The following is a 24,001-nucleotide window of genomic DNA, read 5'->3' on the forward strand; positions in this document are numbered from 1 at the left end:
ATGTTGACAGGGAAGAAGATGTTTAGACGTGAAAGTATGCTGACATGGGTGAAATGCTTGACCCTGCTACTGATCTGCATGCTGGTCTCTGCCTGCGCCAGCAGCGTCTCCCCGCCCGCACGCTACATGCTGCCGAGCGGACCATCGGCTAGTACCCCCAACCAGCCAGAGGGCACGCTTATGGTGAACTCCCCGAGGCTTGCCCACTACCTGGATGTCGACGGCATTGTGATGCAGCTAGACGACATTACGCTGAACGCGGCTCGGGAACATCAATGGGCAGAAGGGTTAGGCAGACAGTTAGAACGGAGACTGCGAGCTAACCTAGCGCAAGCACTGCCAACGCTTAGGGTTATGCGTGCGGAAGGTGAACAGGCCAACGCCTTGACCCTGCGCCTGAACGTTGATCAATTCCAAGGCCGCTTCGATGGTGTCGCCGTGGCCAGCGGCCAATGGCAATTGCTTAACGATACCGGTGAACTGCTGGAGATGAAAAATTTCTATGCGGAAACAACCCTTGCAGAAGATGGCTACCCGGCACTGGTACGCGCACTAAGCAAAAGCTGGGATCAAGCTGCCGGGCTTATTGCTACACAAATTCGCCAAGGTCATTATTTTAATTAATTCACGATTTTCTAAACGTAGCTCACTGATCTACGCTTAATTCAGCCTTCTCAGGGATGTTCACATGGCCAATGAATCGAACAACACCGCTGTATTACCCGCCGTGCAACTGCGCGATTCAGTGAATACTCTGATGCAGACAGTCACGACGATGCTGGAAGGGAAAGCGTCACTGACAACCCTTGAAGCAGCTTTGCATAGTCACGATGCCCTGCTAGATCAGTTAGCAATGCACTCACTCGATGCGTCAACGCTCGCTGCTCTTGAGCGTATTGAGCAATTTATAACCCTGCGCGCGGGTGACTACTATCAAACGACGACCGACAAGCTCGATGATCAACAGAAAAACCGTTTGATTTCACTGTTTGCTCGACGGCTACTTGCTCTAGAGGGGCTAGGGCCAGCAACAGCGCGCCAGTTATTCCAACTGGGCGTATTCACCCCCGAACAGTTTTTTGCATTGACGCCTGGGGCGCTTGCCCAGCTTGAACTACCGCCCGCGACAATGGCTCGACTGATTCCTCTACATGCCCAGCACTCTTCCCTGACACGAGACAGCTAATCAAGCTGGCATTCTATAACCGTGTTACACTACTCGGCTTATTACTGACACGTAGTTTTCTGGTGTGTCCGTGCACATCAGATGATAGCGCACCTTTGAGCTATAACCTTCACATCTCCTGTCACGGTCATCCACGGCTAACCAACGACCATCGCGGCACGCTGAATTATCTGGCACACTTCGCTGCCGCGAAGGTAGATCAACCTCGCTTTTTGAACTTTACATCTAGTGATAACAACCACTTACCGGTACTAACTCACTAGGTGACTGCGGAGAACGCATGAGCTTTTCTGAACTTGGCCTGCACGCCGATTTGTTACGCGCTGTCACAGCGCAAGGTTACACCGAACCTACCCCGATACAACGACAGGCCATCCCTGTCGTACTAGAAGGTCGTGACATGCTGGCCAGCGCCCAAACCGGCACTGGCAAAACCGCTGGTTTCACGCTGCCAATGCTGCAACGTTTAAACACCGGCAAACGACCTGCAAAGCGTCAGGTACGTGCGCTTGTGTTAACCCCTACGCGTGAACTCGCCGCCCAAGTAGGCGAAAGCGTGTCGACCTATGGCCAACATCTGGCGCTGCGCTCCCATATTATTTTTGGCGGCGTTGGCCAACAGCCTCAAATCGATGCACTAAAAGCTGGTTTGGATGTGCTTGTTGCCACCCCAGGCCGCCTGCTGGACCTTCACCAGCAGGGGCATGTGGATCTCTCCTGCGTAGAGATTTTAGTGCTTGATGAAGCTGACCGTATGCTGGACATGGGCTTCATCCACGACATTAAGCGCTTGCTGCGCCTGGTGCCTAAAAAGCGCCAAAACCTGCTGTTCTCGGCGACATTCTCCAATGAGATCCAGACCCTGGCACAACAGCTGCTGGACAACCCAGCGATGATTGAAGTGGCGCCGCGGAATGCCACTGCCGAGAAAATTGAACAGGCTATCTACCGTGTCGACCGCGAGAAGAAGCGCGAACTGCTGGCCCACTTAATTCAGCAAAATGGCTGGTTCCAAGTGCTGGTATTTACGCGGACCAAACATGGCGCTAACCGTCTTGCAGAACAGCTATCCAAGCAGGACATCCCTTCCATGGCGATTCATGGTAATAAAAGCCAGGGCGCTCGCACCCGCGCGCTAACGGCATTTAAGAGTGGCGACCTGCAGGTACTTGTCGCCACCGATATCGCTGCTCGCGGTCTGGACATTAATGAGCTGCCCCATGTCGTCAATTTCGACCTACCCAACGTAGCCGAGGATTATGTCCACCGCATTGGTCGCACCGGACGTGCTGGCAGCAATGGTGAAGCCGTCTCGCTAGTGTGTGTCGATGAAGACGCTCTGTTGGGCAATATTGAGCGACTAATCAAACAGACGCTGCCCAAGCATATTGAACCTGGCTTTGAGCCCGACCCCAGTATCAAACCTGAGCCCATCGAGAATGGTCGACGCAATCAACGTCAGCCTCGCGCCAAACGCAAACCAGAAGGGCAGAGTGCCAATACCGGCGGCGAGCGTAAACGTCGCGCGCGGCGCTAGCTCAGATTGCAGGAATATGCGAAGGTATTGCCTTCGCATATTCCAAGCCGCTCTTTCCAGCAGCTATTTTAGCCAAAACTTTTCATGGAGTGATTATGGCGTCTTCTCAACTGATGGCCGAGTACCGCCAATGGCTGACGTTTCAACGTCAAGAGCAGCTTAGCCGCGAACATCAAGGGATCGTGCAGCGTTTAGAGGACGCCCGTGCGTCGGCTAATCAGGTACTTCAAGCCTACCGCAGCATGGCTGAAAAGGCCTCGGTTGAAGGCGCCTGCTATCGCACGATTTTCTTGCGCCAGCGGGATGACAACCACGCCCTCCCCTGTGAAGGCTGGCTGTTTGTACGCCGAGTACTAAGTGAAGGCAATAGCACTCGCGTACGTGTTACCCTGCTTGAAACCTTTACCCTTGAAGATGGCATCATGGCGCCAGGCGATAAACCTGCTCGCAAGCTTACTTTAGAAATATTCGACCAGTTGAATATGGATAAAGGGATGCGCACAAACGTCAGGGTCGACTGCCTGGACACTCCCCAGGATTACCACTTCATTACGCTACTCGATGCCGTTCGCGGAGACTTGCGCCCGCACCTTAAATAAGTACCCGCATGGCAACGCGTCGTTCAACTACGTTTATTTTACTGATGGTCGTGGTGGGGCTTAATTTACGCCCCGCCATGTCTTCGGTTGCCCCATTACTTACTCGCCTGCAAGAAAGCGCGGGGCTTTCCGCTACCGCTGCAGGACTACTCACTACGCTACCCGTGCTGTTTTTAGGCCTCTCGGCCCCACTTGCCCCCACACTGGCGAAACGCATAGGCAGTGAACGGGCGCTGAGTGCGGCACTGATACTCCTGGCGGCTGGGCTGATTTTGCGTGGACTGCCGATTCCCGGCGTTCTCTTTATCGGTTCGGCGATGGCAGGCTGTGCGATCGGCATTGGCGGCACCCTGCTACCGGCACTGGTTAAGCGAGAGCTTCCCGACAGCGCCGATCTGCTCACCGGCTTATACACCTTGGCGCTCTGCTTAGGTGGCGCCTTAGGGGCCGGGCTTAGCGTCCCGTTAACGCAACTGCTCGGCAGTTGGCAGGCAAGCTTGATGAGCTGGTCACTACTAGCACTCTTCGCACTGGTGCTTTGGCACTTAAAAATGCCTCGCTCGTCTCGGGCAAACACCCCCATAGCACCCAAGGGCGGTATTTTACAACTCCTTAAGCAGCCGCTTACCTGGTACGTCATGCTGTTTATGGGTATTCAGTCGTCCATGGCGTACATCGTATTTGGTTGGCTGCCCACACTACTGGTTGAGCGCGGTTATAACGAAGCCGATGCAGGCTGGACCATGGCGGTGTCTATTATGTCCCAGCTAGCCTCCGCACTAGGCGCGCCATGGCTTGCACGCATGGGGCGTGATCAACGCCCAGCGTTATTAGTGGTGCTGTTTAGCACCGCCATTGGTCTATGGATGCTACTGATCGCACCATTAGTATGGCAATGGCCTGGCGCTGCACTTCTGGGTATCGGCCAAGGCGGCAGCTTTAGCCTGGCGCTAAGCCTGCTAGTCTTACGCACGGCAAACTCGCGCCTTGCCGGTCAGCTTTCTGGGCTGGTCCAGGGTGGTGGTTATACGCTGGCAGCCCTCGGGCCTTTTGGTGTGGGGGTTATGCTGCAAACAGGTGCTAACACATCACATATCGCTTGGCTGTTGCTTATTCTGATCACGGTTTGCTGTGGCTTTGCGCTACTGGCGGGCCGCAATCAGCGATTGGATGACCAGAGCGGCGAACTTTTGATACAGCGTGTAACGCCCACCTAGCAGGTTTCGTACAAAGCCCCAGGAGATGGCGATGATCCCTCACTCCCCTATAGCCAGCAATTTACCCGCCCAAGAGCGTATTTTAGTCATCTATACGGGCGGAACTATCGGTATGCAGCAGCATGCTGACGGGCTCGCGCCTGGCGGTGACTTTGCCACTCGAATGGCGACGGCCCTTAGCCAGCTACCCATTACCCAACAGCAATCCCTTCCAGCCTATAAGGTCGTCAGTTACGCGAAACTGATTGACTCCAGCGCGGCCACCCCACTCACTTGGCAACAGCTCGCCCGGGATATTAACGACCAGCTAACGGCCTACGCCGGTTTCGTGATTATTCACGGCACCGACACCCTTAGCTGGACCGCTGCCAGCCTTGCCTATCAACTCCAGGGGCTAGATCGCCCAGTGGTCGTAACAGGCTCGATGCTGCCGCTGGAATCGCACGGCAGCGATGCCTTGGACAACCTGCACGGCGCGCTGCAGTTCGCTGCCAAGCCCGCGCTCCAAGAGGTGGCTATTTACTTTGCAGGGCAATTGCTGCGGGGCGTCCGCGCCATCAAGCAGCATAGTGAAGCAGCCAACGCCTTCGCCTGCCCTAACTATCCGCTGCTCGGCGAGCGGGTAGGCGATGATTTTATTTATTACCCCAGCCGTGGGCTTGGTCTGCAGCAGCGTGGCGCGCCGCGTTTCGAGCTCCCTGACTACCGACTGGTCAATCAAGGGGAGATTGTTCGCATCGCTCTTTGGCCGGGCATATCTGCCTGGCAGTTGGACGCCTGGTTGAGTGATTCGCGGGTTAAAGGGGCGTTACTTCAGCTCTGGGGCGCCGGCAACCTCCCCGGAGACCCCAGTATGCTGGACGTTCTCGCCAGGGCCAGCGGGGAAGGCAAACTGCTCGCCGCCATTAGCCAGTGCCCACAGGGCAGTGTTCACCTGGGTGCTTACGCGGCTGGGCATGGGCTGAGTGATGCAGGTGTGCTCGCAGGCGATGATATGACGCCAGAGGCGGCTTTCACCAAGCTGGCCCACTTACTGGCCCAGCCACTCGTATTAGAAGACCAGCAACAGCTCTTTTTGACGTCGCTAGTCGGTGAACGCTAGCAAATCAAAGCGGTTGAATAGTGGCGTAGGCTGATAATCCAGCTATGTTATAGGGAGTCTTTTAACCGCTTGAAGGAGCAACAGATTATGGAAAAACCGGTACACCATTTTAGCGAACTATTCGAGCAGTTGGGACTGGCATCTGACGCAGATTCAATCGAGCGCTTTATCCAACGCAACGCCCCGCTCCCGGAAACGATGCCATTGGCTGAAGCCCCCTGCTGGAACGAGGGTCAGGCTGAATTTCTAAAAGAAGCGGTAGAGGAAGATGCTGATTGGGCAGAGGTCGTCGATCACCTTGATGCCTCGATGCATAAAACTCAATAACGCCTCGGTTTGATCAACACCGCGCCGCCTAGTGCGGCGCTATCGATTTAAACGTGCCTCAACGCGTTCAAGAATCTGACGGCTGACTTTGCTGACTAGCGGCTTGGCCGCTTTGTTAACGGCTTTCTCCATTAAGCGGTTGCGAATTTCGTAGCTTAGCGTCAACGCCACTTCGGTCCCTTCTGGCACTTCGCGAAGACGATAGCGACCCTGGTTCTTGACGCCATTCAGCGACTCCCAGGCAAGCACATTGGGCGGTTGGATCTCGGTAACCATGACATCAAACGCCCAATCCATACCCACAGCGCGTACGTGCCAGCGATAACGATTTTCGCCCAAGGTCTCTATTGACCGGATTAGATCTGAGTAATCGGCAAAATCTTCGACGCGGCGCAATAGATCAAATACGCGTTCCGGCGGAGCATTAATGATTTCACTATGTTCAATCGTTGCCATTGGTTCGCCTCTAACATCATGGATGGTTAGCGTAGCATGTTGATATTAATGCTGCCCATCTACGCACTTTTTACCTCAATCAGGTACATCGATAGACGCTAGAACTGGTCAGATTAACGGCTATTGCGTAAACTGCCGCCCTTCCGGACCGGACCCCGGAACGCCGCGACAGCCTACCGCTGCTCGCGATTAATAAATTCTCCGACAAAGAGTGTTTTCTCATGTCATCAATATCCCCAGTGGCGGCTGATAAAGCCACCACGACCGTCGTTATCTATTCCGGTGGAATGGACTCTTTTACCGTGCTTCACCGCGCGCTGCGTGAAGGTCTTAAGGTACACGCACTTTCGTTCGACTATGGCCAGCGGCATGTCCGCGAACTCAATACTGCCCGCCAAGTATGCGCTGCACTGGGACTGCCCCATCAAGTGGTCGATATTCGCGCTATACACGGTTTGATCGACAATTCGGCGCTCACCGATCCTGACCAAGCGATGCCCCAAGGCGACTACGACGCGGATAATCTTCGCGCTACCGTCGTACCCAATCGCAATATGATCCTGCTCTCCCTGGCAATTGCCAAGGCAGTCAACATTGGCGCAGAGCGAGTCGACTACGGTGCCCATGGCGGCGACCATGTTCTCTACCCCGACTGTCGCCCCGAGTTCGTCGAAGCGATGAATCACGTCGCGGGCATCGCCAACTTCGAGCCAGTAAAGCTCCACGCCCCTTACCTCACTGTAAGCAAAGCCGACATCCTGCGTGAAGGCCTCGCGATGGGGCTGGATTACCGTCATACCTGGACCTGCTACGAAGGCCGTGAACTTGCCTGTGGCGTGTGCGGCAGTTGCAGCGAACGACTGGCCGCCTTTGCAGCCAACGGTGTCACCGACCCACTGGCTTACAGCGTAGACAGCGCAGTAGGTCAACGCTGATGTATCAAGTCAAAGAAGCCTTCTACACCCTACAGGGGGAAGGTGCCCAAGCAGGAAGAGCGAGTGTTTTCTGTCGTTTTAGCGGCTGCAACCTGTGGTCAGGCCGTGAGATTGATCGAGCGACGGCTAAATGCACTTTTTGCGATACTGACTTTATTGGCACTAACGGCATCAATGGCGGCAAGTTTGCCACTGCTACCGCCCTTGCTGAGCACATTGCAGCGCTCTGGCCCAGCCAAAGCGGTGACACCAAGCAACATGCGACGCCCTATGTGGTGTTTACCGGCGGTGAGCCGCTGCTGCAGCTCGACGCGGCGCTGATTGCCACGCTGCACAGCCATGGGTTTGAGGTGGCCGTTGAGACCAACGGTACGCTGACCCCACCCCCAGGTATTGATTGGTTATGCGTAAGCCCTAAGGGCAGCAATCCGCTGGCCGTTACGCAAGGCGACGAGTTAAAGCTCGTTTACCCCCAGGCAGACGCTCCCCCAGAGCAGTTTTCCAACCTTGGGTTTCGCCACTTCTTTCTACAGCCGATGGATCTTGTTCCTCTCAATCAGGAAAAGACCACCGTTGCTGAAGCGACCGCCTACTGTATGGCTAACCCCCAGTGGCGTCTGTCGCTACAAATGCACAAATTAGCAGGCTTTGATTAATGTCCCTATTCGTAAACAAACTGACCCATATCGATGTCTCCCTCTGGTGCCCCCAGCGCGGCCTGGTGGGCTGTAGCTGGCAGGTGGACGCAGTGCTGGATGGCGAGCTGGGCGAAGATGGCATGCTGTTCGATTTTGGTGAAGTCAAGCCGTGGATCAAGCGCACACTCGATAGCGGCTTGGATCATACTCTTCTAGTGCCCACCCAGGCGCCTGGAGTGACTGTTACAGAGTGCCCTGAAGGTGTCTGTGTGCGCACCACCACGCCTTATCCGATGGAAGTGCGCGGCCCCAAAGAGGCGTTTAGCCTGCTGCCCTGGCAAACCATTGAGCTTGACACGGTCGCTGAGTATTTAAGCCAGCAGCTCACCGAACAGCGCCCTAACAATGTCCACAAGGTCACCCTAACGCTTAACGACGAGGTGATTGAAGGCGCTGCCTATGGCTACACGCACGGCCTGAAGCGCCACCTAGGTAACTGCCAGCGTATCGCCCACGGGCACCGTTCGAGGCTACATATCTTTCAGAAAGAGGTACGTCAACCTAAGCTCGAACAGCAGTGGGCCGCATGGTTGGATAATCGTTACCTGCTTGAAGAGGCGGATATCACTTCACGGGATAACGACTTTCTGATCTGCGGCTATCGGGCCGCTCAAGGTGATTTCTCCATTACGCTGCCACAGTCGCTATGCGCGATCCTCCCCGGCCCTACCACGGTAGAAAATATCGCCGCCTGGCTGGCAAAAGAGGTTGCCACGCAAAGCGGTGTAACCACGCGCATTCAGGCCTTTGAGGGCATTAACAAGGGCGCGATTGCCACGTTTCCACCCAGCGCTATACCCGGTACTGGGCTATGAGTGAGGAGTGTCGGGCGGGGTGTGGCGCCTGCTGCATCGCGCCCTCAATCAGCTCAGCCATCCCCGGCATGCCAGAGGGCAAGCCTGCAGGCGTCCGCTGCGTTCAGTTAGACGAGGATAATCTGTGCCGTTTGTTCGGTGATCCGAGCCGGCCCAAGGTCTGCGAGCGGTTTCACTTTGATGCTAGTGTGTGCGGTGAGCACCGGGAAGAGGCGCTCGCCACCTTGACGTGGCTGGAGCAGGACACTCGATAAAGAGTGCCCTGCTTTTGCTTGTCAACCTTCAGCGCCTACTGGCCTCGGCAAACGGCGATCCAGCAAGTTGATCCAGCGGGCTAGCACCGGTGCATCGCTATTGCTGACTTCGCTCAACAGCTGCCTAAAACTCTCTTTCGCCTGCTGGTCGTTGGGCTCAATACGCGTCAGCCATAGCTCAAGAGCCGCTAGCTCCTGGTGGCGATTGCCGTGCTCGCGCGACTGGTTTATCGCCATTTCCGCCAATGCCCTGACCTCATTGGCAGGGTGTCCAAGCAGATCACGCACTTTGGCCAGTTGGGTGGCTAATTCGGGCAAAAATAGCGTGGTACGCTCGCGAGCAATCACCAAGCACTGATCGAGGTACTCCTCTGCAGCATTTAACTCGCCTAGTTCAATGCAGGCATCCGAGTACCATAGCACCGGCCGCTGGTAGCGGTCGCGACCGTTCAACTCCGCCATCTGATCCAGGCTGTCGCGTAACTGAGTCAACCCGGTAGCATCGCCTGCCAGGGCTCGTTGCCAACCGAGAATAAACTGGCTGGAAATTTGCCACAGCTGTAAATCAGGCGTGCCGGTCATTGCCGCCGCTCGCTCCGCATGTCGCGCAGCGAGGTGGATGTGGCCTAGCTGGCGATAGAGCGCGGCGGCAAATAGCAGCGCCAGCGCTAAGGTGCCGGGGTGGGCAATTTTCTCCGCCAGTCGAATCGCCGCTGACACCTGACGTTCGGCACGCTGATAATCACCGCGCAGGCAGAGCGCCCAGCCCTGAAAGCAGGCGGCAGAAACTTGCGGATGATCGGAGAATGGCAGCCACTCGATCATCATTTGCGCATTGAGCGGATCGATTTCATCTAAATGATCGTGAGCCTGCTGAATGCGACCTGCCCAGTATTCGCAGTTAGCGCGAGCATAGTCGGCCAAACGACGATAGCGCGGATCTTCAAGGCGTGCGGCAAGATCAGCAAGCGTCGACGCCAGTGCGAAGGCATCGGCATGGGCATAGCGCTGGCTCCGCCCTACCCAAAGCCCCCATTTGACCAGGAATATCTGCTCTAGATCTTCTGGGTCTTCCAACCTATCGGTTCCCGATTCACGCAGCAACTCCCGGGCACGTACAAAACTTTCGTGAGCGGTTGGCGAGCCGTGGCCCTCAAGAGAGAACGCCGCCTGACCACGCACGGTGAGTAGACTCACTTCACGCTCAACTTCATGCTCAACGTGGCGCAGGCTTGCCAAACCGAAATCGGCCATACGTAGCGCGGTGCGGTTGGCACTCACCTTAAGCGCTTCCCGGGCGGCCAATTCGAAATAGCGAGCGCCACGGGCATAATGACCGCTCCTGCGCAGATGGGTGGCAAAATCGCCGGGGTGGCGACTAATCCAAACCGGGAAGCGCTCCTCGATTAAGGTCACCACCTGTTGGTGCAGCTTGACCCGCACATCTCGCGGACAGGAAAGATAGGCCGCTTCTTGCAATAGCTGATGGCTAAACTGATATTCGTGCTCACCGCTCTCTTTATCGACCGGCTCGACAATTTCCAGCGACCGCATATGTTCGAGCGCTTGGTTAAGCCGCCCTTTTTCCCAACCGCTGCACTCAAGCAGGAAATCCAACCGGAAGCGCTTACCCAGCACTGCGGCTACGTGGGCAATTTCGCGATCTGCCTCAAGCTGATCGATGCGGCTTGCCAGCAGTCCTAATAACCCTTTAGGCAGTTCATCGAACTGGACACTGCGTCCCTCGCGACGATCCATATCCAGACGCCGGCAAATCTCTTGCATATAGAGCGGCACACCATCGCAGCGCTCAATAATCTGGTTGCGTAGCCGAGGGCTCAAGTGAATGCGGTAGCGCCGTGAGAGCTGCGACAATAGTCGCGAAGACTGCTGCGAATCCAGATTCCCCAAACTAATCTGTTGATCCCAATGCAGCTTCACCGGTAGCAGTTCTCTGCCGTGATGGCTGGCTACTAGCATAAAGGCGGTATTGATCGGCAAGCGAGCCTGTAACCCAGCGAGCACTTTAAATGACGGCTCATCGAGCCACTGTAAATCATCGACCATCAGTACCAGAGTATTGGTGGTCGCCTGACGCTCGATTAAGCGGTGCAGCAACATCACCACCAGTTCAACAGCTTCACCGCTTTGGGCAAGCTGGGTGATCTCCTGAACTTCGTGCACTCCAAGCGCCTCTTCCAACAGGTGCTGGCGCTCGGGCGTAAGCTGGTCAAACTCCAGCGTTGCCTGTAGTTCGTGAATCGCCTCAACGGTTAACGGTTGCTTGAGATACCAGCTAACCAGAGTGCGGGCAACGCCGTAGGGGTCTAGCACCGACAGCCGCGTGGTGGGCTGCCAGCAAATTGCCGCATCGCGACTGAGCTCTAACTGGCGGAAACCGACCATCAGTGCCGACTTACCCATCCCAGACGCCCCGCGCACTAACACGCTTTGACGCAAGCCTATACCTGCCCGCGCCAACGCATCGCGCAGCGTACGCAGCGAGGTTTCACGCCCGACCAGGCTAGGCGGCAGCGCATCGCGGCCGCCTTCGTTTAGGCCCAGCACTAAAGCGCGCAGTCGAACGCGACCGTCGCTGGCCACCAAACGTGATACCAGTCGTGGCTGTAGATCAAGTGCGGGCGGCATGTGCTGGCTGGCTTCTTGAGAGATAACCAGCTCACTGCCTTCGGCTGCGCTCATTAGCTCCAGTGAGGTTTGGGTGACCTGTCCCAACGGATCCGCCAATTGCCGCTCGGGCAGGTAGACCACTCGCCCGCTGTGCAAACCAGCGGCCAGCTCAAATTGCGGCACTTCGCCTTCGCCAGACCAATGGCGGGCACTCTCTTGGGGAAGCGCCTGCCGGCAGTGCTCATAGAGTGCTACCAACTCAGCTAGCTGATGAGCAGGCCCATGGGTGCCGAAACACGCCAGGCCCAAGCCACCGGTGGCGCCAGGCAGCCAAAAGCCGCCCAAGTGATGGCACTGCTGCTCAAGCCAGCGCAATAGCTCCAACTGCAAAGCGAGGCAGTTGCGCGTTGCTGCACGATCCTGCCAATCCCCTTTTAAGCGTAACCGTATAGCCATCACGGAAAGCTGGCGCAGCTCAATCTCATCTTCACGCAGAGGCTTGCTATCCGCCGCCAGCGCGCGGGAAAACGCGCCTTGGGGGCTCATCATACGCGGGTCATGGTGACCGTCAGACCAGTAGCTGGCTAACTGTAAGAAGCTGGGCTCAGGCTGTTGACCTGACAACGCCAGTAACTGCAAGTAGCTATTATACTGCTCGTGTGCGGCTGCCATTTGATTCTGCTCAGCCAGTTGGCGTACCAAGCGTTCGTGGAACGGACCGTAGCCGGAAAAGCGACTGACCAGGGTTTCCAAGATCACATCAGGCACATCTGTATGGCCGTCGAGCACCTGCTCAGCAAAACGAATGACGCGTTGGCGCCACTCATTTCGCACCTGGACAAGCCAACGCTGAAATTCACTACAGCTTGCTAATTGAAGCTCTTCAATCAGGTCACCTTGGTAGCAGGTCATCAATGCTTCCAGGGTGTCTAAGTCGCGTGGCCCTTCCAGCAGTTGCTGCAATGTATGCAGGTCGACTTGCCAATTGGCAGGAAGCTGGAAGGCAATCGTTTGCCGGGAGACACTCAACACTTGATCGGCGCTCTCACCTAACGATTGACGCAAACAGTGCAGCGCGTGACGAAGGTTAGTTCTGCCTGAGGATAACCCTTGGTCGGGCCATAGTAATTCGGCCAGCGCGGCCCGATTAACCGGCTGTCGATGCAGCAGCAGATAAACGAGCAGCGCCTTCACTTTGTCGTAACTAAAGTGGGTTAGTACGTCTTCGCCTTGGGTAAGCGAAAAGTGACCAAATAGAGTTAACTGGTCTGTCTCACGAGCATCGCGCATGATAAACATCCTGCCGGGCTAAGCGGCTTAAGCTGGCACACCGCTATGAAAACGAAAAGCCGTATCGGGCGTAGTAATCAGCTCCGCTTCACGCGCTACAAAAAAGGCGATCCGCTCATCGATAGAGTCCGATGTCTGCTGGCGAGCCAATAATAGGTAGTCCTCAAAATGACGGCCTTCTGACTTCACCAGGGTGCGATAAAACTTAGCTAGCTCTTCGTCTAAATAAGGAATCAAGCAAGCGAATCGTTCGCAGCTACGCGCTTCTATAAGTGCACCGATGATTAACACATCGATTAGCCGTTCCGGGTCGTTGCTGCGCAGGTGTCGCCTAAGGCCTTCTGCATAGCGTGAAGCGGTTAAGTGCTGGTAAGCCACACCGCGCGCCTCCATGAGCGCTACCACCTGTTCGAAATGCAGCAACTCTTCACGAGCTAATTGCGACATTTTGCTTAGCAACAGAGGCTGGTCAACGTAACGATAAAGCAAGCTCATTGCGGTAGAAGCGGCTTTTTTTTCACACTGCGCGTGGTCAATCAGCAGCGTTTCTGGGTTTTCCAGCGCCCATTGCAGCCACGCTTCAGGCGTTGCGCAGGCCAAAAACTGGAGCAAGCTTTTCGGCAGAAGATCGTCCGCTTTAACCGCGTGATCAGCCGTTTGTAAGACATTCGTCTGTGTTGTGGATTGTGACATACCAGGTTGTATCAACATAATACCATTACCAAGCTCATATCTCATTATTGTACAACATATAAGTGCGCAAGGCGCTTATAGTTCCCTGTTGCATTGCGTTCTTCATACTTTGTATCGACTATCACTAATATAGTTGCGCGCATAAAAATGCTCCACACACTTTTAATAATCACGCTTACACAAGCACCACAGCAGTAGGATCGCTCTAAGGTTATAAAGTGAAGACTATGGTAACGCGCTGTAACGACATTCACACCCGTAGAGCTGAAGGTTGACTATTAAATGGGAAAAAACTTTCCTCCTTTTGAGCCAATTGGCTAATAAAAAGCGCTTTTTTGATTCTTTTAAATCGTGGCATCAACATAAAGTACAAGAGCCGTCTCTGCTTGCCAGCTTAACATTGTCGACAGTTTGCCGTAGAATCGCAGACATCCAACCACACGCTGTTGTCAAGCGTATGTCATATGTGATCGGCCCCACTTTATAAAAACTGCGCAGCCAACACCGTGCAACGTGCAGGCCGTCACCATAAAGTAAATGAAACGTGAATGAGAGGGCCCCAACGTGCTTGAAGCTTATCGCCAACATGTCGAGGAACGTGCCGCCGAGGGCGTCCCGCCCAAACCCCTAAATGCGGAACAAGTAGCCTCACTGGTTGAGCTACTGAAAACGCCACCGGCCGGTGAAGAGGAGTTTATCCTTGATTTAATCACCAACCGCGTTCCGCCGGGCGTTGACGAAGCCGCTTATGTAAAAGCAGGCTTCCTAACCGCCATTGCTAAAGGCGAAGCGAGCTCTCCGCTAATAGACAAGATTCACGCCGTCAAGCTGCTGGGCACTATGCAAGGTGGCTACAACATCGTTTCAATGGTGGAGTTACTCGATAACGAGGAGCTTGCCCGCGAAGCAGGCGAGCAGCTCAAGCACACTCTGTTGATGTTCGACGCCTTCCACGATGTGGAAAGCCGCGCCAAGAACGGCAACAGCGTCGCGAAAGAGGTTATTCAGTCCTGGGCAGACGCCGAGTGGTTCCTGTCTAAACCGGCACTGGCTGAAAAAATCACTCTAAGCGTGTTTAAAGTTCCTGGCGAAACCAACACCGATGACCTGTCTCCTGCGCCGGATGCTTGGTCACGCCCGGATATTCCGCTCCATGCCAACGCCATGCTCAAAAACGAGCGCGACGGCATTGAGCCAGTGGTTCCAGGCACTACTGGCCCGCTCAAACAGATCGACGACGTTAAAGCCAAAGGCTTTCCGGTCGTTTATGTAGGCGACGTAGTCGGCACCGGCTCATCGCGTAAGTCAGCCACCAACTCGGTGCTGTGGTTCTTCGGCGACGATATCCCCTACGCACCTAACAAGCGCGCTGGTGGTTTCTGCTTTGGTAGCAAAATTGCACCTATCTTCTTTAACACCATGGAAGATTCAGGTGCCCTACCGGTTGAGATGGATGTCAGCAACCTGAACATGGGCGACGTCATCGATGTTTATCCCTATGCAGGTAAAGTGTGCCAACACGATAGCGATGACGTAATCACCACTTTTGAACTTAAAACGCAGCTGATTCTGGATGAAGTACGCGCTGGCGGCCGTATTCCTCTGATCATTGGCCGCGGTTTGACGGGTAAAGCGCGTGAGTCGTTGGGCCTACCCACCTCTGACGTTTTCCGCCTCCCCGATCAGCCTAAAGATACTGGCAAAGGCTTCACCCTAGCCCAGAAAATGGTCGGTAAAGCCTGTGGTCTTGAGGGCGTTCGCCCCGGCATGTACTGCGAGCCCAAGATGACCACCGTTGGCTCACAAGACACCACAGGCCCGATGACCCGTGATGAGCTGAAAGACCTTGCCTGCCTGGGCTTTCAAGCCGACCTGGTCATGCAGTCGTTCTGTCACACCGCGGCTTATCCGAAGCCCGTAGATGTGGATACTCACCACACCCTGCCCGACTTCATTATGAACCGTGGCGGTGTTTCGCTACGCCCCGGTGACGGTATCATCCACAGCTGGCTCAACCGCATGCTGCTGCCTGATACGGTGGGCACCGGCGGCGACTCGCACACCCGCTTCCCGCTCGGCATCTCATTCCCGGCCGGCTCAGGCCTGGTAGCGTTTGCTGCTGCCACCGGCGTTATGCCGCTGGATATGCCGGAGTCGGTATTGGTGCGCTTCAAGGGCAAGCGCCAGCCTGGCGTTACCCTGCGTGACTTGGTTCACGCCATTCCGCTCTACGCCATCAAGCAAGGCTTGCTGACGGTTGATAAATCCAACAAGAAAAACGCCTTCTCCGGGCGCGTGTTGGAAATTGAAGGTCTGGAAGACTTAACCGTTGAGCAAGCATTCGAGCTTTCTGATGCGTCCGCCGAGCGCTCCGCCGCTGGCTGTACCATTACGCTGTCTGAAGAGAGCGTCACCGAGTACTTGAAGTCCAACATCACCCTATTGAAGTGGATGATGGCCAACGGTTACGGGGACGAGCGCACCATTAGCCGTCGCATTGAAGGCATGGAAGCGTGGCTGGCCGACCCTAGCTTGATGCGTGCCGACCAGGATGCCGAATACACCGAAGTCATTGAAATTGATCTGGCTGAAATTAAAGAGCCGGTTCTGTGTGCGCCGAATGACCCGGACGATGCGCGTCTGCTGTCTGAAGTCGCAGGCCAGAAAATCGACGAAGTCTTTATCGGTTCATGCATGACCAACATCGGCCACTTCCGGGCTGCTGGCAAACTGCTTGAGAAGCAGCCTGCCGGTAGTTTAAAAACTCGGCTGTGGCTGGCACCACCGACGAAAATGGATCAGCATCAGCTGACCGAAGAGGGCTACTACGGTATTTACGGCCGTGCCGGTGCCCGTATGGAAATGCCGGGTTGTTCACTGTGTATGGGTAACCAGGCCCGCGTTGCCGCTAAGAGCACCGTGGTGTCTACGTCTACACGTAACTTCCCGAACCGTTTAGGTGATGGTGCCAATGTGTACCTAGCCTCTGCGGAACTGGCGGCCGTTGCCGCGGTAGAAGGACGCCTACCCAGTGTTGAAGAGTATCAACGCTATATGGGTGAGTTTGACGCTATGGCGGGCGAGATTTATCGTTATATGAACTTTCACGAGATTGAGGAGTATCAGAAGATCGCCTCAAACGTGATTCCGGTCGCTCAAGAGGCTTAATACTTGTTAAGTGCTTGAGATAGACCGCCCCATCGCCGATGCTCGCACCATCGCAGAGGATGTGACCTGTTGCATTTTCTGAGCCGATGACCGAACGCCCCGCCACTGTTTTACAGCGCGGGGCGTTTTTTTATGCACTACCCTTCTAGACAGTTGGAATGCCAACAGCTTTTATTCTTAGGAGCATGTGATGACGAATTCGAATGATATAGTGACACCTGATCTATGCGATGCGCATCCAGAGGTAGCAGTACTTGATCCGCTGTTTGCTAATTTCGGCGGACTGGAAGCCTTCTATGGCCCTATTCGTACGATCAAGTGCTTTGAAGATAACTCCATGGTTAAGCAGGCCGTTGCCGAGCCGGGTAACGGCGCGGTGCTGGTGGTTGATGCGGGGGGATCGCACCGCTGCGCCATGCTGGGTGATATGCTCGCCGAGCAGGCTGTCGCCAATGGTTGGGCAGGCGTCGTCATGTATGGCTGCGTGCGCGATGTGGATATACTCGCCGCCCTTCCGATTGGTGTTCAGGCACTGGGCAGCCATCCGCGCAAAAGCGAAAAACGTGGCGAAGGACAGCGCGATATCGACGTCACCTTTGCCGGCGTTACTCTTCAGCCCGGTCACTGGCTGTATGCAGATAACAACGGCATACTAATTGCCGAGCATGAGTTGCCGCTTTCTTAATAACGAATATCTATTAATGAAATTTTTGTTAAAAGAGCCGCTTGCCAGGTGTGGCGGTTACTGCCACCCTGGTACTCCATTCTTACCGTTTAATGACGATGCAGCCTTTGACTTACCTTGGCTCCGCCTTACTGCGCACGTTGCGCGATCATCTTCGCCCACTGATCGCTTATCACCTGTTTTATACCCTGCTCGCCTCAGCGTTGCTGCTACCAGCGATCACCTGGGTAACTCGTGGGCTACTGGCCCAACTCAACCGCACCGTTGTCACTAACGATGAATTGATTGCACTGCTCTTTAGCCCGCTGGGCTTGGTAGGCATGCTGGTAGGTCTTGGGTTCGCTTTTTTGATTATTTACTGGCAGCAGGCGGGGATGCTGCAGGTCGCCGTCAGGCCTCGCGACAATCACTATCGACTAGCTCTTGAAGCACTTTGGCTAAGCTCTCGTCGGCTGCCCGCCCTGGCGGGTCTTGTCATACTCCAGGTAGGCACGCACTTATTACTGCTTGCACCCTTTATGCTCGGGCTCGCCTGGCTTTACGACTTCTGGCTGAGTGGCATAGACCCCTACTACCTTCAGCGTGTCCGCCCTCCCGCACTGTGGTATTTCATTGCTTGCGCACTACCGCTGATCATCGCCTGGGTATGGGCAGCGTCATGGCTCTATTTGCGCTGGCTGCTGGCGCTGCCTTTCGTTGCACTGGAAAGCTGTAACCCCTGGCAGGCTCTCAAGCGAAGCGTTAGCTTAACCCGCGGCTGGCGCCGCTCCATTGGCGCTGCTGTACTTCTGTTATTGGTGGTGATTGTTTGCCTACCGCTGCTGGTTACGCTGCTGTTTGATCGGCTGTTTACACCGCTACTGTGGTGGTTGCCCGAGCATAATGCCGTGCTTATACCGGCGATGCTCACGTACTTAATCGGTTATGTACTGGTCACCCTGGCGATTACCTTTATCGGTATTGCCGCCAACGCACTGCTTTCCGCCTGTCTATATATGCAATTGGCTCATCGAGAAGCGCGCCCAGCGCCACCTCCAAAGGATGTCAATGCGGGCAAACTGGCCTGGGCGGTAGAGCTCAGCGTGTTTATTTTTGCCGGCCTTCAAGCATGGTGGATACTCAATAGTTTTGAGATACGTGACAATGTTGCGGTGATCGCCCACCGAGGGAGCTCGATGGTGGCGCCTGAAAACACCCTTGCCGCATTAGAACAGTCACTGATCGATGGTGCTGACTATATCGAAATTGACGTGCGCTTGAGCAGTGACCATCAGGTAATGCTCTACCACGACCGCAGTATGGCGCGGCTAACAGGCGACAACCGTGAGTTTGGCGAGCTAACCAGAGACCAGCTGAGCCAGTTCGATGTGGGCACTTGGTTTGGCGATGCATTTCAAGGCGAGAACATTCCTGGCTTGGACGAAGCACTTGAAAGAGTACGCGGAAAAGCGGGATTAATGATCGATATTAAACCGCTGCCAGGTCAAGAGCAGGCGTTGGCCGATGCCGTTATTGAGACCTTAAATGCAGAGAGCGATGTGCGCTATCGCTGCTGGGCAACCCAACAAAGCGCCTTCGATGGCTATGCATCGTGTGGTTTCCCCAATGCACTTTTAGCCATGCGCATGGCCACCATGTCACCTTCATTACTTAAGCATATCAAAGCCCAAGCGCCCGAACTGCGCGTTACCTTACTGGCCCAGCTTATACTGCCTGGCACACTCAATCGGCGCGAATTTGATGCACTAGGGCTACGGCATAACCGCATCACGGAAGGGGAAATTCACTTAGCAAGGCTGTATGGCTACGAAATACACGCCTGGACCGTCAATGATCGGGCCCGAATGTCGACACTGATTGACCTGGGTGTCGATGCCATCATCACCGACTACCCAGATCGTTTAACCGAACTTATTCAAGTCCGCCGCGAATTAAGCGACGGCGCACTTATGTTGGTAAAGCTGCGCAACTGGCTTCGCCAATAGCGGTTGGCCTAGTCACCCATTACCACCCCTTCACGCCGGGGGTCAGCGCCCCCAAACAGAGTGCCATCATCAAGGCGCATAATGGCCTGGAGCCCGCTGGTTAGCTCCCGCTCGCTTACCGTGTGGCCTCGTTCACGCAATGATTCGATGGTCGACTCCGGAAAACGACCCTCTTCCACATAGACATCCCCGCCCAGCGTAATGGCATGGGGAAGGTTGAGTGCTTCCTGAGCATTTAGCCCCCAGTCCCGCAATGCTACTAATGTACGGGCGGTGTAATGAATAATGGCGGCGCCACCTGGTGACCCCAAGCTGGCGACTAGCTCGCCACTCTCTTGGTCGAATACCAGGGTTGGACTCATGCTGGAACGTGGCCGCTTGCCGGGTTCTACCCGGTTCGCTATGGGCTCGCCATCCACTTCCGGTGCAAATGAAAAGTCGGTGAGCTCGTTATTGAGCAGGAAACCACCCGCCAACCCCGTGCCACCATCGGACATAATTCGCGAGCCAAACGCCTGTTCGATCGTGGTGGTCATGGCCACCGCGGTGCCGTCCTCATCGACAATACTGATATGGCTGGTACCGTACTCTGGCTGCTGGGGCTGACTAGCCCAGCTAACGGCAAGTTCACCGGGGTTACCCGGCTCCGCGCTATCGCCCATACTCATTTCTTCGATAAGTGAACTACGCTGCTCCAAGTAGTCCGGGGCCAGCATCAGTGACCAGTCACCGCCCGGCGCCTCGACAAAATCGGGGTCGGCAATGTAACGGCCACGATCGGCAAATGCCAGGCGAGAGGCTTCCAAGAATTGATGCAGCCACCCACTGCTTGCAGCACCACTGTCTAATGGGGCTTCAAGCAGTGGCTGCTGATCAAGCATGCCTAAAATTTGCATTACGGTCAGATGACCCGATGAGGGTGGTGGGAAACCACATACTTCCCACTGTTGCCAGGGCGTGCATAGCGGCTCGCGATTAAGTGCTTCATAGCCGCTCATGTCCTCAAGCGTCAAATCGCCTGGGCGTTCTGGGTGGCTCTGAACGCGTTCAACGATGTCTTCAGCCACTGTGCCTTCATACAGGGCAGCACTGCCTTGCTCCGCAACACGACGAAAAACAGCTGCCAAGGCTGGATTTTTGAGCGTTTCACCAACGGCGATAGGCTCACCGTCTGAATCATAATAGAACTGACTCGCTAACGGGTCTTGGCGCAGGAATTCATCGCCTGCCAAACTAGTGTGCAACCGATTGCTAACCGCAAACCCCTCCTCGGCCAGGGTGATTGCCGGGGTAAATAGCGCTTCCCAGGCCAGTTCGCCATGCTCAGCGTGAGCTTTCTCAAGCATACGTAGCGTTCCAGGCACTCCCACGGAGAGACCACTAACCACTGCTTCATTAAACGCCAGCGGCTCGCCATCCTGCATAAACAGCTCAGCGTTAACGCCTTGGGGCGCAGTTTCACGACCATCGTAGGCACGCACCTCATCGCCATCGTAGTGCATCAAAAAAGCACCACCGCCAATACCACTGGACTGAGGCTCGACCAGGTTCAGCACCATCTGCACTGCGATGGCTGCATCAATGGCGTTACCACCGGCTTTCAGGACTTGGTAACCGGCATCGGTGGCTAGCGGGTTGGCCGCAGCTACCGCAAACGATGCTGCTTCCCAGCCGGGTTTCTCTTCATACCCCGATTCGCTTTCAGGAGTAATGGAGGGTGCTTCATAGCTAAACCCCCAACTATACAATGGCGCTACCAGCAAAACAGGTAGCGCAAACTTAACCGATTTTGGTGACATCTCAGCGCTCTCCACGACAAGTTAAACAAACCACTCCAAAAGGGTAGCCTATTAAAACATCAACGCCCGGCACAATGGCCGGGCGTCAAGTCAAAGCTATGGCGGGATCGACTAGTCGATTTTTTGCCCTGCCAGCATAAACCACGTTTCTATTACCGCATCAGGGTTGAGTGATACAGAATCGATTCCCTGTTCCATCAACCACTTAGCCAGATCGGGATGGTCTGAAGGCCCCTGCCCGCAAATACCGACATATTTGCCCTTCGCCTTACAGGCTTGAATTGCCATGGCCAGAAGCTTTTTAACCGCCCCATTGCGCTCGTCAAACAGGTGCGCCACGATGCCCGAATCACGATCCAAGCCTAGCGTTAGCTGGGTCAGATCGTTTGAGCCAATTGAGAAACCATCAAAATACTCAAGGAACTCATCGGCCAGTAGCGCGTTGGCGGGCAGCTCACACATCATAATCACTTTGAGACCGGTGGGGCCGCCACGCTCAAGGCCATTGGCTGCGAGCAGCTCTACGACCTCACGCGCCTCGTCGGTGGTGCGCACAAAGGGCACCATAATTTCGATATTCTCGAAACCCATCTCTTCACGCACCCGCTTGAGCGCCCGGCACTCAAGTTCAAAGCAGGGCCGAAATGCCTCTGAAATGTAACGCGATGCCCCCCGGAAACCGAGCATGGGGTTCTCTTCACCCGGCTCATAGAGCTTGCCGCCAATCAGGTTTTCGTATTCGTTGGACTTAAAGTCGGACAGCCGCACGATAACGCGCTGGGGGTGGAACGCCGCCGCCAACGTGGAGATGCCTTCAACCAGTTTATCGACATAGAAGCTGACCGGGTCTGTATAACCTGCGGTACGTAAATCTATCACCTGCTGTAAGTCCACCGGCAGCGTGTCGTACTCCAATAGCGCTTTAGGGTGGACGCCGATCATGCGGTTAATGATAAATTCCAACCGCGCTAAGCCCACGCCTGCGTGAGGCAGACTGGCAAAGCCAAAGGCGCGGTCGGGGTTGCCCACATTCATCATGATTTTAAAGGGTATTTCCGGCATCGCATCGACACTGGAGACTTTGCAATCAAACTCTAGCAGCCCCTCATACACATTGCCGGTGTCGCCTTCCGCACAAGAGACCGTGACGTCGATACCCTCTCTTAACTGAGTCGTCGCATCTCCACAGCCTACCACTGCGGGGATGCCCAATTCGCGGGCGATGATCGCTGCATGGCAGGTACGCCCGCCGCGGTTGGTGACGATCGCGGAAGCACGTTTCATGATCGGCTCCCAATCTGGGTCGGTCATGTCGGTGACCAGGATATCGCCATCATGGATCTTATCCATGTCGTCAGGGCTGAGTACGACTTTGACGGTGCCCCGACCAATGCGCTGACCAATCGCCCGGCCAGTGATTAGCGTGCGGCCCTTCTCGCGCAGCTGGAAGCGCTCAAGCTTACCGCCCTCCTGCTGGGAAACCACCGTTTCAGGCCGCGCCTGAACGATGTAAAGCTTACCGTCATCGCCGTCTAACGCCCACTCAATATCCATGGGTCGCTGGTAGTGCTGCTCAATGGTCATGGCCTGACGGGCCAGGTCCATCACCTGCTGATCATCGATACAGAAGCGGACACGGTCGTTATGGGGCACATCGACGGTTTCAACCGATTTACCGGCGCTGGCATCTTGGCCGTAAACCATCTTGATCAGCTTGGAACCTAAATTACGGCGCAACACGGCCGGGCGGCCCGCCGCTAGCGTCGGCTTGTGCACGTAGAACTCGTCGGGATTGACTGCGCCCTGCACCACGGTTTCGCCCAAGCCCCAGGATCCAGTGACGAAAACTGCATCTTTAAAGCCAGATTCGGTATCCAGGGTGAACATAACGCCTGCCGCCCCGGTCTCAGAGCGCACCATTTTCTGTATGCCTGCCGACAAGGCGACATTTTCATGGGCGTAGCCACGATGCACACGGTAGGAGATCGCGCGATCGTTAAACAGCGAAGCGAAGACTTCGTGCACTGCGCGCTTGATGTTGTCGAAGCCTTCGATATTCAGGAAGGTTTCCTGCTGACCCGCAAAGGAGGCGTCAGGTAGGTCTTCGGCGGTAGCTGAGCTGCGCACGGCTACTTTCAATTGCGGGTGCTGTTGCTGCAGTTGACCGTAGGCATCGCGCAGGGCCGCTTCAAAAGTAGCGGGCAGTGGGGTATCGATGATCCATTGGCGTATATTACGACCCGCTTCGGCCAACGCCTTGACATCGTCGACATCCAAGCGCGCCAGGGTGGCATTAATGCGATCGTTTAACCCTTCGTGGGAGAGAAATTCACGGTAAGCGTGGGCGGTGGTGGCAAAACCGCCAGGAACCGTTACGCCAGCACCGGACAGGTTAGAAATCATTTCACCCAGCGAGGCGTTTTTACCACCTACGCGTTCGACATCCGCCATACCCAGCTGATCGAACCACAGAATGTACTCTTCCACGTAACCCCCTCGCTCTAGATATCGGCATGGTTTTGAAGACCATGGATAATTGACCAAGACACCCTAGCACCGCGTCAATATATTCGCCATTGGTCTAATAGCGAAGGGAGTGGAGGATTTTTACAACAGCAGGGCTT

General features: G+C 55.3%; 19 protein-coding genes. 14 read left to right on the plus strand and 5 right to left on the minus strand.

The window, feature by feature from the left end; all coding sequences use genetic code 11:
• From QEN58_RS10355 to QEN58_RS10385, 7 genes are all read left to right on the plus strand, one after another.
• Positions 1 to 624: a PqiC family protein gene (locus QEN58_RS10355; RefSeq protein WP_280103599.1), complete on the plus strand. Its 624-nt coding sequence runs from the start codon at positions 1 to 3 to the stop codon at positions 622 to 624.
• A gap of 64 nt (positions 625 to 688) precedes the next feature.
• The gene (locus tag QEN58_RS10360) at positions 689 to 1,186 is read left to right on the plus strand and encodes a hypothetical protein (protein ID WP_280103600.1); all 498 of its coding nucleotides are present in this window, start codon (positions 689 to 691) and stop codon (positions 1,184 to 1,186) included.
• 280 nt (positions 1,187 to 1,466) lie between these two features.
• The gene (locus QEN58_RS10365) at positions 1,467 to 2,723 is read left to right on the plus strand and encodes a DEAD/DEAH box helicase (protein ID WP_071693381.1); all 1,257 of its coding nucleotides are present in this window, start codon (positions 1,467 to 1,469) and stop codon (positions 2,721 to 2,723) included.
• Positions 2,724 to 2,818: 95 nt separating this feature from the next.
• The gene (locus QEN58_RS10370) at positions 2,819 to 3,322 is read left to right on the plus strand and encodes a hypothetical protein (RefSeq protein WP_280103601.1); all 504 of its coding nucleotides are present in this window, start codon (positions 2,819 to 2,821) and stop codon (positions 3,320 to 3,322) included.
• 8 nt (positions 3,323 to 3,330) lie between these two features.
• Positions 3,331 to 4,539, plus strand: coding sequence for an MFS transporter (locus QEN58_RS10375; protein ID WP_280103602.1), 1,209 nt, complete (start codon positions 3,331 to 3,333; stop codon positions 4,537 to 4,539).
• 25 nt (positions 4,540 to 4,564) lie between these two features.
• Positions 4,565 to 5,641, plus strand: coding sequence for an asparaginase (locus QEN58_RS10380; protein WP_280103603.1), 1,077 nt, complete (start codon positions 4,565 to 4,567; stop codon positions 5,639 to 5,641).
• Between the two features lie 87 nt (positions 5,642 to 5,728).
• Positions 5,729 to 5,968 (plus strand): DUF2789 domain-containing protein, encoded by a 240-nt coding sequence (locus tag QEN58_RS10385; RefSeq protein WP_035557549.1) that lies wholly within the window; start codon positions 5,729 to 5,731, stop codon positions 5,966 to 5,968.
• 39 nt (positions 5,969 to 6,007) lie between these two features.
• Here the strand turns inward: QEN58_RS10385 and QEN58_RS10390 are convergent, their stop codons facing one another.
• Complete coding sequence (locus tag QEN58_RS10390) at positions 6,008 to 6,424, minus strand: SRPBCC family protein (protein ID WP_035557546.1); 417 nt, start codon at positions 6,422 to 6,424, stop codon at positions 6,008 to 6,010.
• Positions 6,425 to 6,645: 221 nt separating this feature from the next.
• Between QEN58_RS10390 and queC the strand changes: the two genes are divergently transcribed.
• Genes queC through QEN58_RS10410 form a run of 4 tightly spaced genes read left to right on the plus strand, consistent with a single transcriptional unit; the run spans position 6,646 to position 9,126 of the window.
• Positions 6,646 to 7,359, plus strand: coding sequence for a 7-cyano-7-deazaguanine synthase QueC (queC, locus tag QEN58_RS10395; protein ID WP_280103604.1), 714 nt, complete (start codon positions 6,646 to 6,648; stop codon positions 7,357 to 7,359).
• On the plus strand, positions 7,359 to 8,015 hold the full coding sequence (gene queE / locus QEN58_RS10400; RefSeq protein WP_280103605.1) for a 7-carboxy-7-deazaguanine synthase: 657 nt from the start codon (positions 7,359 to 7,361) through the stop codon (positions 8,013 to 8,015). Before queC ends, queE begins: the two co-directional genes overlap by 1 nt.
• Positions 8,015 to 8,872 (plus strand): 6-pyruvoyl trahydropterin synthase family protein, encoded by an 858-nt coding sequence (locus tag QEN58_RS10405; protein WP_280103606.1) that lies wholly within the window; start codon positions 8,015 to 8,017, stop codon positions 8,870 to 8,872. The genes queE and QEN58_RS10405 overlap by 1 nt, the downstream gene beginning before the upstream one ends.
• Positions 8,869 to 9,126 (plus strand): YkgJ family cysteine cluster protein, encoded by a 258-nt coding sequence (locus QEN58_RS10410; protein ID WP_280103607.1) that lies wholly within the window; start codon positions 8,869 to 8,871, stop codon positions 9,124 to 9,126. The genes QEN58_RS10405 and QEN58_RS10410 overlap by 4 nt, the downstream gene beginning before the upstream one ends.
• Before the next feature lie 21 nt (positions 9,127 to 9,147).
• On the opposite strand, the gene QEN58_RS10415 is transcribed toward QEN58_RS10410, so the two are convergent.
• Both QEN58_RS10415 and QEN58_RS10420 read right to left on the minus strand, forming a co-directional pair.
• A complete protein-coding gene (locus QEN58_RS10415; protein ID WP_280103608.1) occupies positions 9,148 to 13,047 on the minus strand; it encodes an ATP-binding protein in 3,900 nt (1,299 codons plus the stop codon).
• 27 nt (positions 13,048 to 13,074) lie between these two features.
• Complete coding sequence (locus QEN58_RS10420) at positions 13,075 to 13,758, minus strand: MiaE family protein (RefSeq protein WP_280103609.1); 684 nt, start codon at positions 13,756 to 13,758, stop codon at positions 13,075 to 13,077.
• Positions 13,759 to 14,304: 546 nt separating this feature from the next.
• Between QEN58_RS10420 and acnB the strand changes: the two genes are divergently transcribed.
• From acnB to QEN58_RS10435, 3 genes are all read left to right on the plus strand, one after another.
• Positions 14,305 to 16,908, plus strand: a complete 2,604-nt coding sequence (acnB, locus tag QEN58_RS10425) for a bifunctional aconitate hydratase 2/2-methylisocitrate dehydratase (RefSeq protein WP_280103610.1) — start codon at positions 14,305 to 14,307, stop codon at positions 16,906 to 16,908.
• 190 nt (positions 16,909 to 17,098) lie between these two features.
• On the plus strand, positions 17,099 to 17,593 hold the full coding sequence (gene rraA, locus QEN58_RS10430) for a ribonuclease E activity regulator RraA (RefSeq protein ID WP_280103611.1): 495 nt from the start codon (positions 17,099 to 17,101) through the stop codon (positions 17,591 to 17,593).
• A gap of 41 nt (positions 17,594 to 17,634) precedes the next feature.
• The gene (locus QEN58_RS10435; protein ID WP_280103612.1) at positions 17,635 to 19,578 is read left to right on the plus strand and encodes a glycerophosphodiester phosphodiesterase family protein; all 1,944 of its coding nucleotides are present in this window, start codon (positions 17,635 to 17,637) and stop codon (positions 19,576 to 19,578) included.
• A gap of 8 nt (positions 19,579 to 19,586) precedes the next feature.
• Here the strand turns inward: QEN58_RS10435 and ggt are convergent, their stop codons facing one another.
• Together ggt and ppsA are read right to left on the minus strand one after the other, a co-directional pair.
• Complete coding sequence (gene ggt, locus QEN58_RS10440) at positions 19,587 to 21,377, minus strand: gamma-glutamyltransferase (protein WP_280103613.1); 1,791 nt, start codon at positions 21,375 to 21,377, stop codon at positions 19,587 to 19,589.
• A gap of 111 nt (positions 21,378 to 21,488) precedes the next feature.
• Positions 21,489 to 23,864, minus strand: a complete 2,376-nt coding sequence (gene ppsA / locus QEN58_RS10445; RefSeq protein ID WP_280103614.1) for a phosphoenolpyruvate synthase — start codon at positions 23,862 to 23,864, stop codon at positions 21,489 to 21,491.
• Positions 23,865 to 24,001 lie beyond the last annotated feature (137 nt).

Origin of the sequence: Halomonas alkaliantarctica (assembly GCF_029854215.1) — a bacterium.
Taxonomy (GTDB): Bacteria; Pseudomonadota; Gammaproteobacteria; order Pseudomonadales; family Halomonadaceae; genus Vreelandella; species Vreelandella alkaliantarctica_A.

Excerpts from the sequence above, each read along its gene's own strand:
- rraA (WP_280103611.1), top strand. The coding sequence starts at position 17,099 with ATGACGAATTCGAATGATATAGTGACACCTGATCTATGCGATGCGCAT.
- QEN58_RS10415 (WP_280103608.1), bottom strand. The coding sequence starts at position 13,047 with ATGCGCGATGCTCGTGAGACAGACCAGTTAACTCTATTTGGTCACTTT.
- queC (WP_280103604.1), top strand. The coding sequence starts at position 6,646 with ATGTCATCAATATCCCCAGTGGCGGCTGATAAAGCCACCACGACCGTC.
- QEN58_RS10405 (WP_280103606.1), top strand. The coding sequence starts at position 8,015 with ATGTCCCTATTCGTAAACAAACTGACCCATATCGATGTCTCCCTCTGG.
- QEN58_RS10385 (WP_035557549.1), top strand. The coding sequence starts at position 5,729 with ATGGAAAAACCGGTACACCATTTTAGCGAACTATTCGAGCAGTTGGGA.
- QEN58_RS10420 (WP_280103609.1), bottom strand. The coding sequence starts at position 13,758 with ATGTTGATACAACCTGGTATGTCACAATCCACAACACAGACGAATGTC.
- QEN58_RS10370 (WP_280103601.1), top strand. The coding sequence starts at position 2,819 with ATGGCGTCTTCTCAACTGATGGCCGAGTACCGCCAATGGCTGACGTTT.
- QEN58_RS10410 (WP_280103607.1), top strand. The coding sequence starts at position 8,869 with ATGAGTGAGGAGTGTCGGGCGGGGTGTGGCGCCTGCTGCATCGCGCCC.
- queE (WP_280103605.1), top strand. The coding sequence starts at position 7,359 with ATGTATCAAGTCAAAGAAGCCTTCTACACCCTACAGGGGGAAGGTGCC.
- QEN58_RS10360 (WP_280103600.1), top strand. The coding sequence starts at position 689 with ATGGCCAATGAATCGAACAACACCGCTGTATTACCCGCCGTGCAACTG.
- QEN58_RS10380 (WP_280103603.1), top strand. The coding sequence starts at position 4,565 with ATGGCGATGATCCCTCACTCCCCTATAGCCAGCAATTTACCCGCCCAA.
- ggt (WP_280103613.1), bottom strand. The coding sequence starts at position 21,377 with ATGTCACCAAAATCGGTTAAGTTTGCGCTACCTGTTTTGCTGGTAGCG.
- QEN58_RS10365 (WP_071693381.1), top strand. The coding sequence starts at position 1,467 with ATGAGCTTTTCTGAACTTGGCCTGCACGCCGATTTGTTACGCGCTGTC.
- QEN58_RS10355 (WP_280103599.1), top strand. The coding sequence starts at position 1 with ATGTTGACAGGGAAGAAGATGTTTAGACGTGAAAGTATGCTGACATGG.
- QEN58_RS10375 (WP_280103602.1), top strand. The coding sequence starts at position 3,331 with ATGGCAACGCGTCGTTCAACTACGTTTATTTTACTGATGGTCGTGGTG.
- QEN58_RS10390 (WP_035557546.1), bottom strand. The coding sequence starts at position 6,424 with ATGGCAACGATTGAACATAGTGAAATCATTAATGCTCCGCCGGAACGC.